The organism is Bacillus sp. 5B6 (genome assembly GCF_000259405.1).
Taxonomy (GTDB): Bacteria; Bacillota; Bacilli; order Bacillales; family Bacillaceae; genus Bacillus; species Bacillus velezensis.
On sequence record NZ_AJST01000001.1, the window covers coordinates 1797384 to 1814931 of the forward strand.

9 protein-coding genes and 1 tRNA gene are annotated in these 17548 nt (G+C 47.4%); 2 read left to right on the forward strand and 8 right to left on the reverse strand.

The window, feature by feature from the left end:
• Positions 1-12: 12 nt before the first annotated feature.
• From MY7_RS08235 to MY7_RS08250, 4 genes are all read right to left on the reverse strand, one after another.
• Positions 13-7671 carry a non-ribosomal peptide synthetase gene (locus MY7_RS08235; RefSeq protein WP_007611863.1) on the reverse strand — a complete coding sequence of 2553 codons (7659 nt, stop codon included), beginning with the start codon at positions 7669-7671 and terminating at the stop codon, positions 13-15.
• 480 nt (positions 7672-8151) lie between these two features.
• A complete protein-coding gene (dacB, locus tag MY7_RS08240; RefSeq protein ID WP_007611864.1) occupies positions 8152-9627 on the reverse strand; it encodes a D-alanyl-D-alanine carboxypeptidase/D-alanyl-D-alanine endopeptidase in 1476 nt (491 codons plus the stop codon).
• A gap of 18 nt (positions 9628-9645) precedes the next feature.
• Positions 9646-10614 (reverse strand): aldose 1-epimerase, encoded by a 969-nt coding sequence (locus MY7_RS08245; protein WP_007611866.1) that lies wholly within the window; start codon positions 10612-10614, stop codon positions 9646-9648.
• A 115-nt stretch (positions 10615-10729) separates the two neighbouring features.
• Positions 10730-12118: an MATE family efflux transporter gene (locus MY7_RS08250; protein WP_007611871.1), complete on the reverse strand. Its 1389-nt coding sequence runs from the start codon at positions 12116-12118 to the stop codon at positions 10730-10732.
• 228 nt (positions 12119-12346) lie between these two features.
• Between MY7_RS08250 and MY7_RS08255 the strand changes: the two genes are divergently transcribed.
• On the forward strand, positions 12347-12889 hold the full coding sequence (locus MY7_RS08255) for an IseA DL-endopeptidase inhibitor family protein (RefSeq protein ID WP_007611874.1): 543 nt from the start codon (positions 12347-12349) through the stop codon (positions 12887-12889).
• Between the two features lie 141 nt (positions 12890-13030).
• Here the strand turns inward: MY7_RS08255 and MY7_RS08260 are convergent.
• From MY7_RS08260 to MY7_RS08270, 3 genes are all read right to left on the reverse strand, one after another.
• Positions 13031-13103, reverse strand: a tRNA-Arg gene (locus MY7_RS08260).
• Positions 13104-13145: 42 nt separating this feature from the next.
• Positions 13146-13691 carry a site-specific integrase gene (locus MY7_RS08265; protein WP_003153850.1) on the reverse strand — a complete coding sequence of 182 codons (546 nt, stop codon included), beginning with the start codon at positions 13689-13691 and terminating at the stop codon, positions 13146-13148.
• Positions 13692-14005: 314 nt separating this feature from the next.
• Positions 14006-14236: an excisionase family DNA-binding protein gene (locus MY7_RS08270; RefSeq protein WP_003153848.1), complete on the reverse strand. Its 231-nt coding sequence runs from the start codon at positions 14234-14236 to the stop codon at positions 14006-14008.
• A 243-nt stretch (positions 14237-14479) separates the two neighbouring features.
• Between MY7_RS08270 and ggt the strand changes: the two genes are divergently transcribed.
• Complete coding sequence (gene ggt, locus MY7_RS08275) at positions 14480-16255, forward strand: gamma-glutamyltransferase (protein ID WP_007611878.1); 1776 nt, start codon at positions 14480-14482, stop codon at positions 16253-16255.
• Positions 16256-16301: 46 nt separating this feature from the next.
• On the opposite strand, the gene MY7_RS08280 is transcribed toward ggt, so the two are convergent.
• Positions 16302-17477: an MFS transporter gene (locus MY7_RS08280; protein ID WP_007611879.1), complete on the reverse strand. Its 1176-nt coding sequence runs from the start codon at positions 17475-17477 to the stop codon at positions 16302-16304.
• Between the last annotated feature and the right edge of the window lie 71 nt (positions 17478-17548).

Here is a 17548-nt window from a genome sequence, read left to right on the forward strand (position 1 = left end):
CTTTTTATGAAATTAAAGTCCTTTTACGAGATCTTCAATGCTTGATAGTGCTTGAGCGGTCAATTCTGTATGGCTGTAATCCGTTAATGTTTTTTCCCGCTCTTTCTTGCCGGAACAGTGGGCGATGATGTCCTCGAGGTGAGTATGGAAACGATTCATGAAGAACTCGATTGCCCCCGGTGCAAATACATCTGTATAAACGGCTTTTACCTCCAATTGCCCGGCCGCCACCATCGCGTTAATATCCAGATCAAACTCGCGGATGCGCCCGGCCGCTATATCATGCTGCGGCTTGAACGGTGACATCTTCAGCGTTCCTTCAAGACCGTCAAACGCACCGAGATAGTTAAAGCTTATTTCTGGGTCTTTATAAAGAATGTTTCGCGAATATCTCAGCAGCCCGTAGCCGGTTCCGTGGTGAGGAACCCGTCGCATCATGTCTTTTACCGTCTTTATGCGGTGAGCGGTTTTTTCGCCTGAGCCGCCCGGCACTCTCATATCCAAAAGCACCGGGTAAACAGATGTAAACCAGCCTGCCGTTCTTGACATATCAATGTCAGGTATATGCCCCTGGCGACCGTGCCCCTCAGTGCTGATAAGCATCTGTTCAGAACCCGTCCACTCATGAAGCGCCATTCCAAGCGCCGTTAAAAGCAATTCATGAACATCCGTTCCGTATGCCTGCTGTGTTTCCAACAGCAGCTGCTTCGTGACTTCGCTGCTTAATATCCACGATGCAGTGCGCGCGTTTTCCTGCAATCGTCCGGCGTTTTCATCAGTTATTTTCGGAAGCGGCGCTGTTTCACTAGACATCACGCTTTCCCAGTATGCGGCTTCCTCCAGCAATGCTTTGCTCTTGGAAATGTCAAAAAGTTCTTCGGCATACTTTATATAAGAATCGCTTTTCGGCGGCAGGTCGATTTGTTTGCCGTCCAATGCCTGCTGATAAGCTGTCTGCAGATCTTCAAGCAATATCCTCCATGACACGCCGTCCACGATAAGGTGATGAATCGTTATAAGCAGATGGTCGGCTTCCTTCTGCCTGAACACTCCGAGATGAAGCAGAGGCCCCTGATCAAGACGCATAGCCTGCTGTATTTCTTTTTCCTCAGCGGCTATCCGTTTTTCGGGCTGCGTTTCTTCTGAAATATCTATGACGTTAAGCGTAAAGATTTCTTCATACTGCTTTGTGATTCCGCGATTATATTGAACCGTTTCCCCATGCTCATTTTCAGTGAAGGTCATTCGCAGCGCATCATGATGTTCTGTCAGCGCGCAAACCGCCTGATACAGCGCATCTATTTCGAGGCTGTCTTCACTGCACAGCATGACCGCTTGGTTATAATGAAGCTCAAACGCACCCGGCTCCTCAAAAAATCTCTGCTGGATCGGTGTCAGCGGAGCGCTTCCTTCTATCGGCCCCTGATCAGCCATTGCAACAGCCGGCGTGAGGTGCTTCGCGAGTTCTGCAATCGTCGGGAACTGAAACAAATCGCGGATCGACATGTTCCAGCCTTCTCCGGCGAGTCGGGCTGACACTTGAAGCGCCTTAATGGAATCTCCCCCAAGCTCAAAGAAAGAGTGATGAATTCCCGCTTTCTGAACATGAAGCACATCTTCCCAAATCCGGCATAACATCTCCTGTTTTTCATCGCCGGGCGCGACAAATGCCTGTGATGAATGTATCTCTTCTGCCGGCAGTGCCGATTTATCAAGTTTGCCGTTCAGTGTCAGGGGCATGCTGTCTAAACCGATAATATGAGACGGCATCATATAAGCCGGGAGCTCCTGCATAAGAGACTGGCGAAGTGATGAGATATCGGCCTCTTTAGGAACGATGTATGCCGCTAATCGGGCTTGTCCTTCGGCATCTTTCATCACGGTAACAGCCGCTTCTTTGACTTGATCGTGTTTCAAAAGCACACTTTCAATTTCTCCCGTCTCAATTCTGTATCCTCTGATCTTCACCTGCTTATCGATCCGCCCTTTAAAACGAAGAGTTCCATCCGGCAGCCAGCAAGCCTGATCTCCGGTTCTGTAAAGCGTTTCTCCCGTTTGTAACGGGTCACTGAATGCGCCCTCTGTCAGCTCAGGCTGTCCCCAATATCCTTTGGCGACGCCGGCGCCCCCGATATACAGCTCTCCGAAAACGCCGATCGGTTGGACCTGTTTGTCTTTGTTTAAGACGTACATTTTTACATTCGGAAGCGGAACACCGATCGGCACATCATCTTCCCGCGGCTTTTCGCTCATTTCGGCTTCATAATACGAAGAATCAATTGTCGCTTCTGTTACACCGTAGCTGTTAATGATCCGCATTTCTTTTCCGAAGCGTTCATGAAGCGTATAAAAATCCTGCGACTTGATCATATCTGAACCCAGTACAAGTATTTTTACACTTTGCAGCGCGAGCTTCCGGCGATATATATATTCCATAAACGGAACAATCAGCGCGGGTGTCGACTCCATAAACGTGATACGGTGCTGATCAATGAGCCGATAAAGCTGTTGTGGCTCAAGCCGGACGTCATCCGGACAAATGACAAGCGTTCCCCCGTTTAGCAGGGCGCGTGCAAGATCCCCTGAAAATACATCAAATGAGAAACTCGCCATCTGCAGCACTCGGACTGGTTTACGATCAAGCTCATAAATTTTCCGCCATGCAAGTGCTGCATGCGTAAAGCTGAGATTTCTGACTTCGACTCCCTTCGGCGTTCCCGTTGTTCCCGAAGTATATATGATATATGCAGTATCATCCGGAGACGCTGCCGGCTGAATATTCTTTGCAGAAATATCGTATTGATCTTCATGATCGAGCTGAATGAGAAATAAATTGTGATCCGTCAGCTGTGAAGCAAGTTCTTTGTATTCTGACTGCACCATCAAGACGGATGCCGCGCTGTCTTTTAATAAATAGCGAATCCGTTCCTCGGGATAATGGGAGTCAACCGGTATATACGCCCCTCCCGATTTCATGACGGCAAGAACGCTGACGATCGCTTCAATCGAACGGTTTGCCAATATAGCTGCTCTTTTTCCCGGACCGAATCCATTTTTGTGTAATGTTCGCGCAAGCCGATTTGCCCGCTCGTTAAGCTGCGAATAGCTGATCTGTTGTGTTCCTTCAATAACAGCGGTCTGATGAGGCGTTTCTTCTGCTTTCTCTTCAAACAACTGGTGAAACAGTTTGTGTTTTTCCATGAATTCGGTTTGTGTGTTATTAAACTCAATCAGTAACTTTTGTTTTTCTTCTTCATTCAAAATGTCAGTTTTCGATAGTGTGACTTCCGGTTCGGCGGCAACATGGCGCAAGAGATTCAGTAAGTGGCCCATCCAGCGTTCAATCGTTTCTTTCTTAAAAAGCTCGGTGCTGAATTCCATTTCAAAGCGGATGTTTCCATCGGATTCAGCCGCTGATAAGGTCAGGTCAAAACTTGATACATCATGTTCGGTATGCTCTGATCGTGACGCCTTCAGACCGGCCAGATTTATCTCCTCTCGCTCCATATTCTGAAGAATAAACATCGCATCAAACAGCGGATTTCGGCTCATGTCCCGCTGCACCCCGAGCCGTTCCACCAGCTCTTCAAACGGATAGTCCTGATGCTCATACGCTTCAAGCGCGGCCTGGCGGACTTCCGCCAAGTAATTGGTAAACCGTTTGTCTCCTTTCGGCTCCGTTCTGATGGCCAGCGTGTTGACGAACATGCCGAGAATCGGTTCAAGGTCTTTGTGCGGACGCCCGGCAATCGGCGATCCGACGATGATGTCTTCCTGCCCGCTCAGGCGCGCGAGTAACGTATTGTACGCGGCGAGAAGCACCATATACAAAGTGGAGCCGTGATCCCGGGCGATGCGGTGAAGGCCGGATGCCGTTTCAGCGTCAAGCGTGCACGATACGCTGCCGCCCGCAAAGCTTCTGACCGCCGGACGGGGCTTGTCAGCCGGAAGCTCAAGCACCGGAAGCTCTCCTTCTAGCCGCTTCAGCCAATAGACTTCCTGTTTCTGGTACCTTTCTTTCTCCTGAAACGACCGCTGCCAGACGGCATAGTCTTTATATTGAAGACGCATCGGCGCAAGCGAACGGCCTGCGTACAGCTCGCCGAATTCTTTAATCAAGGTGTTGACGGACACACCGTCAGAAATAATATGATGCATATCCGTTAATAAAAGATGGCGTTCGTCCGATTCTTTCACGAGAGCCGCACGGAAGAGCGGCGCTTCCTCCAGACAAAACGGCCGGACGAATGCGTCAGCTGACTCGGCCTCATCCAGCTGAAACGGTACGCTGTCATGGATGCGCTGCACCGGTTCGCCGTCAGGCCCCGTTTCAAAGGACGTTCTGAGCGACTCATGCCGCTCCACAAGCTGCCGGAACGTCTCCTCCAGCCGGCTGCGGTCAAGCGGGCCCGTCAGTTCCAGCACAGCCGGCATATTGTAGCCGACACCGCCGTCTTCAAGCTGCTGGAGCACATACATCCGTTTCTGCGCCGAAGACACCGGATAGGTGTCCTGTTTTTTCGCAGGCTGAATCGCTTCATACGGGCTCTCTTCCAAGTCCTGAATAACCGAAGCGAGCTCTTCCACCGTCGGCCGGGCGAAGATGTCCTGTAACGGCACCTGAACACCGAACTCTTTGGCGATGCGGGAAACGAGAGCCGTCGCTTTTAACGAATGGCCGCCCCGCTCAAAAAAGTGATCCCGGATGCCGACAGGGCCGTTTTTCAGCACCTCTTCCCAAAGGGCGCAAAGCTTCATTTCCGTGACGTTCCGCGGGGCGGTGTACGCCTGTCTGTCTGCCGCTCCGCCGGGATCCGGCAGCGCGCGGCGGTCAAGCTTTCCGCTCGGCGTGACCGGCCACTCGGTCATCTCTATAAACTGAGCCGGCATCATGTAAGCCGGAAGGCGTGTCGCAAGCTCCGCCCGCACGTCATCGCTTTCCCGTCCTTCGATATAGGCGTAAAGCGCGGTTTCGCCGTGTTCGGTCCGGGCAGTGACCGCCGCCTCACGAATGCCGTCGATGCGCCGGATCGCCGCTTCGATTTCTCCCGGTTCAATCCGGTAGCCGCGGACTTTCACTTGTCCGTCTGAACGTCCGAGCCATTCGACTAGGCCGTCTTCTGTCCAGCGTGCGATATCACCCGTCTGATACATGCGTTCTCCCGGATAAAACGGATCATCGAGAAAGCGCTCCTCCGTCAGCTCAGGCCGGTTCAGATAGCCGCGGGCCACCCCTGTCCCCGCGATGTACAGCTCTCCTGCCACGCCCGCAGGCTGGATGGTTCCTCCGCTATCTAATACATACAGACGGGCACCCGGAACGGGTTTACCAATCGGAAGCCGCGTCCGTCCGCTGTCCCGTTTTCGGTCATAGACGTAAAACGCCGCATCAACCGTCGCTTCTGTCGGTCCATAGCCGTGAATAAGCATGGTCGCCGGCAGAAGATTGGCAAACCGGGCAGCCGTAAGCGGGGAAAGAGCTTCCCCTCCGGCAAACACGCGTGTCAGTGTTCTGCCGAGGCGTGTTCTTGTTTCCGCAGGCTCCGTTTCCAGCGTGTCTAAAAAGCTGTTGACCATTGCCGGAATAAAATGCGCGGTCGTCACCTTTTCTGAGGCAAACGCTTCAATCATCCGCACAGGATCTTTCTCCCATCCGGCAGGAAGCAGATACACGGAGGCGCCTGACATCGTCCACCAAAACAATTGCCAGATGGAAGCGTCGAAAGAAAAGGATGATTTCAGCACGATAACATCCTCTTCCGTTAACGGAAACTGCCCTTGCATCCCTGATAAAAAGGCGGCGGCCTGACGGTGTTCAACAGCTACTCCCTTCGGTGTTCCCGTCGAACCGGACGTATAAATGATATAAGCGAGCGAATCAGCATCCGCTTCTTCAGAGACAGCCCCTGTCTCCGTCTCGCCTGTCAGAGAAGAAAGAGACACTTCTAGGGTTTCGCCGGAAAAACCGGAAACGGATAATCCCGGCTGTGCAAGCAGGAGACAAGCGCCGCAGTCATCGAGCATATAGCGCAGCCTGTCCTCAGGATACTCCGGGTCAAGCGGCACATAGGCGCCGCCTGCTTTTAACACGGCAATCACAGAAACCACCATCTCCGGTGAGCGTTCAGCGAGCACGCCTATCATGCTTTCTTTGCGGATGCCTTTTTGGCGGAGCCGAACGGCGAGCCTGTCCGTGTACTGATCAAGCTCGGCGTACGTCAGCATACCGCCCGGAAAACGGAGCGCCGGACGATGCGGCGAAAGCGCGGCGCGGCGGGTAAACAGCCCGTGAAGCGTCGGGGCCGGCGGTTCAGCCGTTTCTGTACGGTTAAACGCAGTTAACACCCGTTTCTTTTCTTTTTCATCCGCCATATCAATATGCCGAATCAGCCGGTCTGGATTTCTAACGGCATTTTCAACGATCGTCAGCAAATGAGTTTGAATGCGTTTAATTGATGTTTCAGTAAATAAAGCGGATTGGTAATCAAAATTCAGCTCAATCAATCCCGTATCTGTCCGCTCCTTAATTAAAATGGACAGCTCATTTGCCGTATGCCCGCTGAAAAACATCGCCGTTTCATAATCGAAACCTTCTGCCTGACGCCACGCGAGAGGCTGGTATTGCATCGAAATCCCGATGATATTTTGCAGGTCGTGATGAATCTGCCTTAATTCATTGACAAAAAGATTGTAAGGATATTTCTGGTGCCGCATAACAGACAGCTGCTCTTTTCCTACACTGCGGACAAAAGACAGGAACTCCGCATCCGGATCTGCCATCATTCTGATCGGCAGCGTGCTGACAAACATGCCGAGCATATCCTTTTCGAGCTTGGAACCGCGGTTTCCGTAATAAGTACCGATGGCAATATCCTTTTTAGCCGTCAGACGGCTGATGCATATGTATAACGAAGCCATAAACAGAGAGATGATGCTGATATTATTTTCTTTGCAAAAACGCCGGATAGATTGTTCTAAGGAGTGAGAAAGAGTGATAGTATCTCTGGAAGCCGCAGTGCTTTGTCTAAGATGAGAGGTTCGTTCCGCCAGTGAAAGGTGTTCCGGAACGGTTCGGTATGTTTCAGTCCAAAATGAACGGTCTTTTTGAAAACGGGAAGACTGTAAGTATTGCTGTTCTTTTTCCATGTAGCTGAGATAGGAAGGCCTGTGATGTTCAGCCAAATCCTCGCCCCGCATGATCTTTTGGTAGATATCAATGAGTTGGTTGCCGAGCAGGTTGAGCGAGATGCCGTCCATGATAATATGGTGAAATTTTGAATAAAGCCAAACTTCTTCGTCTGACATGACAAGCAGAGTAAAGTGATACAGAGGTGAATGAAACAGCTTGAACGGAACACGGGTCTGCGTGTCAATCCATGCGTCCCGCTCTGCCTGATCAGAATGAGTAAAATCAACGGTCTCTAAAGAAATCGGCCGATGCCCGGCCAGATACAGCTGGGGTTCTGAGCCGTCCCCTTCCGTCAGTTGAAACCTGAGCGAATCATTTTGCAAGATAGAGAAATCTAAAGCACGGCGCAATACGTCAAAGTCGATATTCCCCCTGAATTTGACGCACGCCGCGAGATTGCAGATACTTGTGCCCGGCTCGAGCAGCTCTGTAAACCAGACTCTTCTTTGGGCGTGAGTTAAAGAATAAACAGTGTTCTTCAATGGAATCCCTCCATTTCAATTTAAGAGGATAAGAAAGTGAAATAATTACAATTAAATTTCGACAGCATATGACTAAATCATCCATATAAGCATTATTTTAAAACATATTTTAGAAATCACAATAAAAAATTAAATTTTCTCTAACATTTTTTAGAATATAGTATATATTCCTCACTTCATTTCTTCATTTCTATAATCTTTATACCATGTAAAACGGTATGTATGCACACTGTAAACTGGTTCTTAAACACTATAATAAGGAATAAAATGTATAATTAATTGCGCTTTTAAAAAGGTTTTGCCTCCTGAAAAGAAGTTTTACGTTAAAAAATGAAAAATCGGTGAACAAGTAAGAAAGTATCATGTAAAAAAAAGGAAGTATATTGCCGATATTACTTTTTGAAAAGATTGATTCATAATCGCAATATAATGTTTTACAGACATCAAAAAAAGCCGAATCCTCTAAGGATCCGGCCCTTCTTATTGATTTGCCAGCACGACTGCGATTTTGTCTTCAATGTCTTTTCCGTCATCTTCGTCAAGCAGCCCGTTTTGAAGCACGGAAAAAATAAGCGTATCTCCTGTTTTTGTGTCTGCATAGCCGGCAATCGAACTGACTGATGTTAGTGACCCGGTTTTCGCTTTAATTTTGCCTTCCGCCGGGGTGCCCTTCAGCCGATTCCGGAGGGTTCCTCCCGTCATTCTGTCACTTGCGCCGGCGACAGGGAGCGACCGAAGGAAAGACGGGTACCACTTTTCTTTCTGAACCGCATACAAAAGCTCTCCGATTTGGCCGGCGGATACGCCGTTAATATGAGAAACGCCGGATCCGTCTCTTGCAATCAATTCATCCGGATTCAGCCCGAACGATTTGAGCTCCGATTTCATCACGTCCAAGCCCTTTTCCCAGCTGCCCTCCCCTTTTTTCACTTTTCCCATTTCCTTGATCAGAATTTCGGCGTGCCCGTTGTTGCTCAGTTTCATAAACGGGATCAATAATTCTGAAAGAGGCATGGATGTCCGTGATGTGACAAGCTGGGTGCGGTGCGGCATTCGCCCTGTTCTGATTTTCCCTTTTACAGTTATACCCTGTTTAGTAAGCGCTTGTTTCCATAAATCTAAAGCATAGGACGACGGATCCCACACCGCCGCCCATTCTCTTACCTTTGCCGAGCCGGCAGGTATGGTTCCCTTTATCGTAATCACATTGCCACCGTGCTCCCGTTCAACCGTCAATTCTTTCTTTTCATCAGAAGCGACGGTTTTCACTTCATTTTTCACACGAACGATGTCCGTATGGGGAGAAATTGAAATGCGCGGCTTTTTACCGGGCTGTTTCGCCGGGCTGATTTCCGCAATCACCGTTCCGGTATCATAATCTTCATTTGGGGAAGCGGTAAGAGCTGATACTTGCGCACCATAATATTGGCCTTCATCGCTCCACGGAAGATCAACTGAATACCTGGTATCGTCATACCACGAATCATCCCCGATCAGATCTCCTTTAATGACATGGATGCCTCTGGCTTTGACCTGTTTAGCCATCTTCTCAAAATCAGAAGCCAATAGGGTCGGATCGCCTTTTCCCCTGAGATAAAGGTTTCCGCGCAGCTGTTTTCCTTTCACGGCGCCGTCTGCCCGTACTTCTGTCTTAAAGGTGTAATCTTCTCCGAGAACGGAAAGCGCCGCAGATGCCGTCAGCAGCTTCATCAGTGATGCGGGCCTCAGCCGCATATCTTCCTGGCTGCCGAACAGCACCTCCCCTGTTTTTGCTGACCGGACACTGACGCCCGCTGAAGCTCCCTTTAAAGCAGGTTCTTCATCCAGAATGTGTTCCAGCTCTTTTTGTAAAGTATTTTTTTGTTCAGCCGCCTTAGCCGCATCATCAATATAAGGAACTGCGGCAATGATCAAAAGCAGAATCACCGCGCTCAAGCGTTTCACATATGTTTTCAATGTTATCCCGCCTCTTTCCTATTCTTCATCATGCAAAATGGTGATCCTGGATGACGCAGCCGCTTCTTCGCCCGGTTTCAGAATCTGAAGCCCTGTCAGTGATGCAGGCTGATTCAAATTAAATGCATCTGTAACGGAAGTATAAGGCTCAAGACTGACAAACCCTTGCTTTCCGTCACCGTTATATACCACCCAATGCTTGAAAGACATGTCTGCTTGATACAAAACGGATAATTTCTCATCCGGATGATAAATAACAGCTTCGTTATTGCCGCCATTCCGTCCGGAAGAAAGAAAAACATCGTCAAACTGTTTATTTTTCAAAGACATCCCCTGACGAAACGCTTCTTTATCAGGCACATCCAATAAACGGCCTGTCGGTACGAAACGTTCATTTAATTCCCACATGCGGTCAGCCGTCAAAAATAGACGTGATCGCTTTTCATTGAAAACAAAAGTTGAATGATAGCCGAGCCCCCAAGGAAAAGCCTCCGTTCCCTTGTTGATAATCAGCGCCCGCTGCGTAAACACATTGTCTTTTAATGTATAGGTCATCCGGACAATGATATCGTGCGGAAATTGTTTATGAACACGGGGAATCTTTGAAAGATCAATTTCTGTTTCGACTGTCATTCCATCCCCCTCTTCTTTCGGTGCCGCCGCTTTCCAATGCTGATTGTGAAGAAAGCCGTGAATATGATTATGTTTATCCTCTTCGTTTATCTCAAATTGATACGCGCGGCCGTCAAAACGAAACGTCCCGTCCGTAATCCGGTTCGGCGGGAATAAAACGGGAATGCCGTACAGCATCGGTTTTGCGCGGAATTGCTCCGCAGTTTCCGGTTCTCTAAGAAGCCGCATACCGGTTCTTTTATCCCGAAGCGATATGACATTTGATCCCCACTCCGGCACAATGATGCATTCAGCCTGATCAGTCTCCGCTTTAATGGCTGAAACCCCTAAATAAGTCGTATGTTCAATCGTCATAAGCACCTGCCCTTTCCTTGTTTTCTAGCATGTATAGGAATTCCATTTTCTAAACTCATTTTCCTTCTCTAAAAAAAACATCGCCCGTATGAACTGAGCGATGTGCGGTAAAACCTTATTGAATCAGCCGGGTAATCTGTTTTTTCTTCCATACAAACCGGTAATATCCGTATTGCAGCAGCAGGCTGACGACAAAAGCCGCCGGATAACCGACCCAAATGCCGAGAATGCCGAGATTCGTATAATGAGAAAGAATAAAGGCCACAGGCACTTCAATTCCCCAAATCGCAAAAATGCTGATAATCGTCGGCCATAACACCGTACCGCTCGCCCGCATTGTTGCTGAAACAATCTGAGCGTGACCGAAAATCAGATAGCTCCAAAGGGTAATCATAATCAGATTGCGGGCAATGTGGAGTGTATCCTGATCGGTTAAAAACAAAGCCAGTATCTGCCGGGAGAAGGTATAAATCAGCACAATCAAAACCCCGCCGATCAAATAATTCAGGCCGATGCCGACTTTGATGACCTGCTTCAGCCGGCCGAATTGATTAGCTCCTATGGATTGGGCGGCAAAAATTGAAACGGCGATACCGAGGCTTACCGCCGGCATCTGCACATAACTCGCTACTTGGTTGACAACCCCGTAAGCAGCCGTCGCGTTTGATCCGTAATGATTGACAAATGAAATGACCGCAATTTCAGAAAGTGACACGAGAATCATATTGATGCTCGACGGAATACCGAGACGGAGTAAAAGCGCAAGCAGCTTTTTGTCCATTTTAAGAGAACGGAGCGCAGTCCGGTCAAATGCCAATGGATGTTTCCTTTTCCGCAAATAAACCATGAGTACGATAAATGTCACGATGTTTGAAATCACGGTTGCATACGCCGAACCGTAAATGCCGAACTTCGGAAGTCCGAAAAGCCCGAGAATCAATAAGGGCAAGAGCCCGATGTTTATGACTGTACTGACGATTAACGTATAAAACGGAGTCTTTGAATCTCCCGTTCCGCGTAAAAATGTCGTATACGCAAAATATAAAAACATCAGCGGCATTGCGCAAAACAAAATGCGCGCATATCGGACACTGACATCTATTACGTTTTCCGGCGTTCCCATCAGCCGCAGAATATCAAGCGTAAACACACTGCCGACAACTGCCAGAACAACACCGATCATAAAGGTAAAAGCCAGTGTAGTGCCGACAATCGCCTTCATCCTCTCTTCGTTTTTCGCGCCGTAAGCCTGCCCGATTAGAATGGAACTTCCCGAACCGATTCCGATCGTAAAGGAGATCAGCAGAAAAAACAGCGGAAAAAAAGACGATACGGCGGCAAGCGCATCGACTCCGAGCCACCTTCCGACAAATACCATTCCGACCAATTGGCCGACAGATTGCAATACATTGCTTAAAAGCAGCGGCACTAAAAACAGTGACATCGATCGCCAGACAGACTGGCCGCGGCCTTCCTCTGTTTCTAAATGATCTTGTACTTCCATATGTAGGACTCCTTTTTTGATTTTCTTCCATTTTATTATTCAGCAGACAGCTTGGAAAAACCTTTTGTTCAATGAAACTCTTTATCTTTTTCTCACGTCTTACATGGAAATAAACCATAAAAATAAAAAGTCCGGATAATATTTCTGAAAAGGTATTGTAATCTTACCGTAATTATTGTAACATTTGTAACATAAGAGAAAGAGATTGATTGAAGGAGAGATTATATCATGAAAAAATGGCTATTATTCCTCACTACTATTACATTGATTCTGTCATTGGGAACTGCGGCGACCGCAAAAACTTCACCTAATGACCTTACACAAAAACAAGCACTTCAGCTGGCCCTGTCAGCGAGAGAACATTTCTGGAACACAATGAGCGGCGGTGCGCTTAAATCAAACGCAAATTGCACATCTGAACCGTTTGAATATCAAAATCTGCAATATGTATTTATGTGCAAAGACCTCGGAACAAAAGCGAAAGCCGTAAAATATCTGACACCCGCTTTTACAAAGCAAGCGATTGACAAAGGGCTCAAAGATTACCACTTCACTGTAAAAGACGGCAAATTGGCTGTTCCTGTCGGCGACGGAGATAACCTCCTGAATTGGAAAAAAGCGAAAATGACCCTTCTTTCTAAAAAAGGAAGCGCTCAAACATACCGCTTCACTGTACCGACTCTTGACGGTTCTCCGTCAGCAAAACGCGATGTAACATTTGTAAAAGAAAACAACGTTTGGAAAGTCAATCAATTTGATGCTGTCATATAAGAAAAATCCCGCTTACAGCGGGCTTTTTTCACATCATTTCCACGAGATTCTTACAAGATATTCAACTCAAAACCCCCTTGTATAACAAAGGGGGTTTTGTTTTGCCGGCATTATTAAGCTGCGCCTATCTCATACAAAAAACGCTCTAGGAGAGATTCGAACTCCCGACCTGCAGTTTAGGAAACTGCTGCACTATCCGCTGTGCTACTAGAGCCTGCTTCTATTATAGTAACGCTGGCGGCCGTTTTTTTCAAGTCTACAGCCCTCCGAACACTTTATAGGCGGCTCTCGTCGTATCTTCATCTATTCCGATATAACGCATTGTAATAGACGGAGAAGAATGATTCAAAATCCTCTGCAGTTCAGCAATGTCTTTTGTCCTCTGATAAAAATGATACCCGAACGTCTTTCTAAGCGTATGCGTCCCGATTTCCTCCAACCCGCAAGCGGCAGCCGCTTCCTTTAATATTCTGTATGCCTGAATCCGGGATATGGGCTTATTCGTACGTTTCGATTTAAACAAATAGTCATCCTCTTTCATGTCTTTTGTATAAGCGTATATGTCGGCCTTTAAAGACTCCAGTATCAGAATTTTTCTTTTCTTTCTCGTTTTGCTTTCGGTTGCCCACACATGGTCTTTGTTCCTTACATCCCTCACGCGAAGCGGCAGAACATCAGAAATCCGCAGTGCGCTGTTCATGCCGAAAATAAATAAAAAATAATCACGATCACTTTTCTTCATTAAATACTGTTTGACTTCCTGGATCTTCTCCAAACTTCGGATCGGCTGTACGATATGCATCAAAAAACCCCTTATAATTGGTAAAGTAACATATTGAGCGTTATGTTACTATTATAGCCGAAACCCGTTGAATGATAAAGGGTAAAGAGTCTTATGTAACATAATATACATAGTGTTACATAAGGTGAATCAGATACGCAGTTTCAACAAATTCCTCAAAAACATCATTTTCAGCCAGATGACAAGCTTTTAAACAAATTGATACTTAAGGTATTAAAAAATGAAAACAACGGCCTTAAAATGAAATCTGAGCATCCGTTTTTTTGTGAGCAACCGAAAAAAATGAAAAAAAAGACACAATATGAAATTGTGTCCTAGTCTTCATCTTTTACATCAATGTCTTCAGGAAGCGGCTCATTTAAAAACTCTTGAATCATTTCCTTATATTTTTCCAGCTGTTCGAGATGGGTTTGAAATTGTTCCTTGTTGATTAAATATTGCTGTCCGTCATGGACGGCTCTTATTTTATTCGTCAAAACAAGATTGTGCACATATTCTTCAGGAAGACTGGTAAACTCAGCGGTCTCTTTGATCGTTAAATACATGGCTCACGTTCCTTTCATATGTCATGTGAGTGAATTCTGTTTTGTTTATTGTAGCTTATTTTTTGTCTTTATGCTTGTTTCACAGCTTTTTCAGTCCGGTTTCCCATTTAGCCTATTTGCGACTGATTACATTCACACAGAAACCCCAACTTTTTGCACACCGGACTATTCCGTTTGTCACTTGTGAAAACAGCACATTTTACTTACTCTATAATTGTAAGCGGAAAACAAAGGAGGCAGACTATGAAAAAGAAAAAGTTTATGAATCTCTGTTTTATCGTTCTGCTCAGTACTTTGCTCGCGGCCGGAAGCATCCCTTATCACGCTCAGGCTAAGAAACACCCGTTTTCCTATGACGACTACAAACAGGTAGATGTCGGCAAAGACGGCATGGTTGCCACCGCCCATCCTCTCGCTTCACAAATCGGTGCCGACGTGCTGAAAAAAGGCGGCAATGCAGTTGACGCCGCGGTTGCCATTCAATTCGCATTAAACGTAACTGAACCTATGATGTCGGGAATCGGCGGCGGCGGATTTATGATGGTTTATGACGCGAAGACGAAAGACACCACCATTATCGACAGCCGGGAACGCGCACCGGCAGGCGCAACACCGGATATGTTCCTTGACGAAAACGGCAAAGCCATTCCTTTCTCCGAACGCGTTACGAAAGGGACTGCAGTCGGTGTTCCGGGAACATTAAAAGGACTTGAAAAAGCGCTCGACAAATGGGGCACACGCTCCATGAAACAACTCATCACCCCTTCCATTAAACTTGCCTCAAAAGGCTTTCCGATTGATTCGGTTTTAGCTGATGCCATCTCAGATTATAAAGACAAGTTATCACACACTGCTGCAAAAGACGTGTTTCTTCCGGACGGAGAACCTCTGAAAGAAGGAGACACACTCATCCAAAAAGACTTAGCCAAAACATTTACAGCTATTAAGTACAAAGGCACAAAAGCATTCTATGACGGTGCATTCTCCAAAAAGCTTGCGGAAACAGTGCAGGAATTCGGCGGCTCAATGACAGAAAAAGACATTAAAAACTTCAATGTGACGATTGACGAACCGATCTGGGGAGATTACCAGGGCTATCATATCGCAACTGCTCCTCCTCCAAGCTCGGGCGGTGTTTTCCTGTTGCAAATGCTGAACCTCTTGGATGATTTTAAGCTTTCTCAATATGATATCCGTTCTTGGCAAAAATATCAGCTTCTCGCAGAAACGATGCATTTGGCTTATGCTGACCGCGCCGCATTTGCCGGGGACCCAGAATTCGTCAACGTCCCTCTCAAAGGTCTCTTGAATCCAGATTATATCAATGCCCGCAGACAGCTGATAGATATTGATAAAGTCAATAAAAAACCGAAAGCTGGCGATCCTTGGGCCTATCAGGAAGGTTCTGCAAACTATAAACAAGTGGAGCAGCCGACTGACAAACAAGAAGGCCAAACGACTCACTTCACGGTAACTGATCGCTTCGGCAATGTCGTATCTTATACGACAACAATTGAACAGCTGTTCGGTTCCGGCATTATGGTTCCCGGATACGGCGTTGTGTTGAATAATGAGTTAACAGACTTCGATGCGGTGCCTGGCGGCGCAAATGAAGTGCAGCCGAATAAACGTCCGCTCAGCAGCATGACTCCGACTATTTTATTCAAAAATAACGAACCCGTCCTGACTGTCGGCTCCCCCGGCGGAGCAACGATTATTTCTTCCGTCCTGCAAACGATCCTGAACAAAGTTGAGTACGGCATGGATCTGAAAGCGGCGGTCGAAGAGCCGAGAATTTACACAAACAGCATGACATCCTATCGATATGAAAAAGGAGTGCCGGAAGAAGCCCGCACAAAACTGAACGAAATGGGGCATAAATTCGGCAGCAGCCCGGTTGATATCGGGAATGTGCAAAGCATCCTGATCGACCGTGAAAACGGCACCTTCACCGGAGTCGCCGACTCAAGCCGAAACGGAGCCGCAATCGGCGTAAACTTGAAAAATTATAAAAAATAACAAGACAAAAAGCCTCGTTTCTCAAGCTGAGAAACGAGGCTTTTGTTTATTCTGCACTGTATTCAGATGAGGTTTTTTCAGACGTTAATGACGCAAGCGAAAGCACACCGCACATCGCGATGACAACACCCGCTGATCCGATCCATGTCACTGACGCAAGAGACAGATGAGTGACAACAATGCCCCCGATGCCCGCCCCGGCCGCCATAGCCAGCTGCATCACAGACTGGTTGAGGCCGAGTAATACACCCGATGATTCAGGCTCCATCGTTGCCAAATGATACTGCTGAGCAGGCCCAGATGACCAGGCGGCGAAAGACCAAAATATAAGTACTGCCGCCGCTCCGAAAGCAGAATGTGTCACAAACGGCAATAACATGAGCATGATAGCATGAAGCGCCATTCCGCCGGTTAATGTCATACGCGTCCCCCATTTGTCTGCGCTGAAACCGCCTGCTTTAGAACCGGCAAGACTTGCAATACCGAAAATAAGCAGCAATGTACTCAGTATTCCGCTGCCGATATGAGTGACGTTCAGTAAATACGGAGAAAGGTACGTATACGCAACCGAATAGCCTCCGAGCCAAAAAAACGTAATGGCCAGCCCGACAGCCACCTTTCGTTTCTTCAAAAGAGAAAATTGCTGAATGAGCGGCACCGGTTTATCTCCTTTTATCTCAGGCAACGCGAAACGTATAATAAGCATGGCAATGATTCCAATTGCCGCAATTCCGGCGAAAACCACTTTCCAGCCGAAAGCTTCAGACACGGTTCTTCCGATCGGAACACCGATAATGAGCGCCGCCGTAAACCCCATAATGACGGTTGCGAGAGAACTTGCCTGTTTTCCCGGGGGAGCGATTTTTGCTGCGATCGTAAGCGCGGTGACCACCACGGTTCCTGCTCCAAGCGCCATGATCACCCGCGCTCCCGCAAATAAGCCGAATCCCTGCACAAGGAAAGAAATGATATTCCCGATAACAAACAGCCCCAGAGCATAGATCATGAGCTTCCTTCTGTCCAGTTTTGCTGTAAGGGCCATCATGACAGGCGTTCCGATTGCATAAACAAGTGAAAAAATCGTAATCAGCTGCCCTGCCGCTGCCACAGTAACTCCCAAGGAACCTGCAATTTTATCAAGCATCCCTGATATCACATATTCAGACGTCCCCACTAAAAAACTGATAATTGCCAAAATGTAAATCTTCCAGGTATTTTGCACCTGACACACTCCTTCATTGATGATTTATATAAAGATATATTGTGATATATCGATATAAAGAGTTAAAAAAC

Excerpts from the sequence above, each read along its gene's own strand:
- ggt (WP_007611878.1), top strand. The coding sequence starts at position 14,480 with ATGAAAAAGAAAAAGTTTATGAATCTCTGTTTTATCGTTCTGCTCAGT.
- MY7_RS08250 (WP_007611871.1), bottom strand. The coding sequence starts at position 12,118 with ATGGAAGTACAAGATCATTTAGAAACAGAGGAAGGCCGCGGCCAGTCT.
- MY7_RS08265 (WP_003153850.1), bottom strand. The coding sequence starts at position 13,691 with ATGCATATCGTACAGCCGATCCGAAGTTTGGAGAAGATCCAGGAAGTC.
- MY7_RS08255 (WP_007611874.1), top strand. The coding sequence starts at position 12,347 with ATGAAAAAATGGCTATTATTCCTCACTACTATTACATTGATTCTGTCA.
- MY7_RS08270 (WP_003153848.1), bottom strand. The coding sequence starts at position 14,236 with ATGTATTTAACGATCAAAGAGACCGCTGAGTTTACCAGTCTTCCTGAA.
- MY7_RS08245 (WP_007611866.1), bottom strand. The coding sequence starts at position 10,614 with ATGACGATTGAACATACGACTTATTTAGGGGTTTCAGCCATTAAAGCG.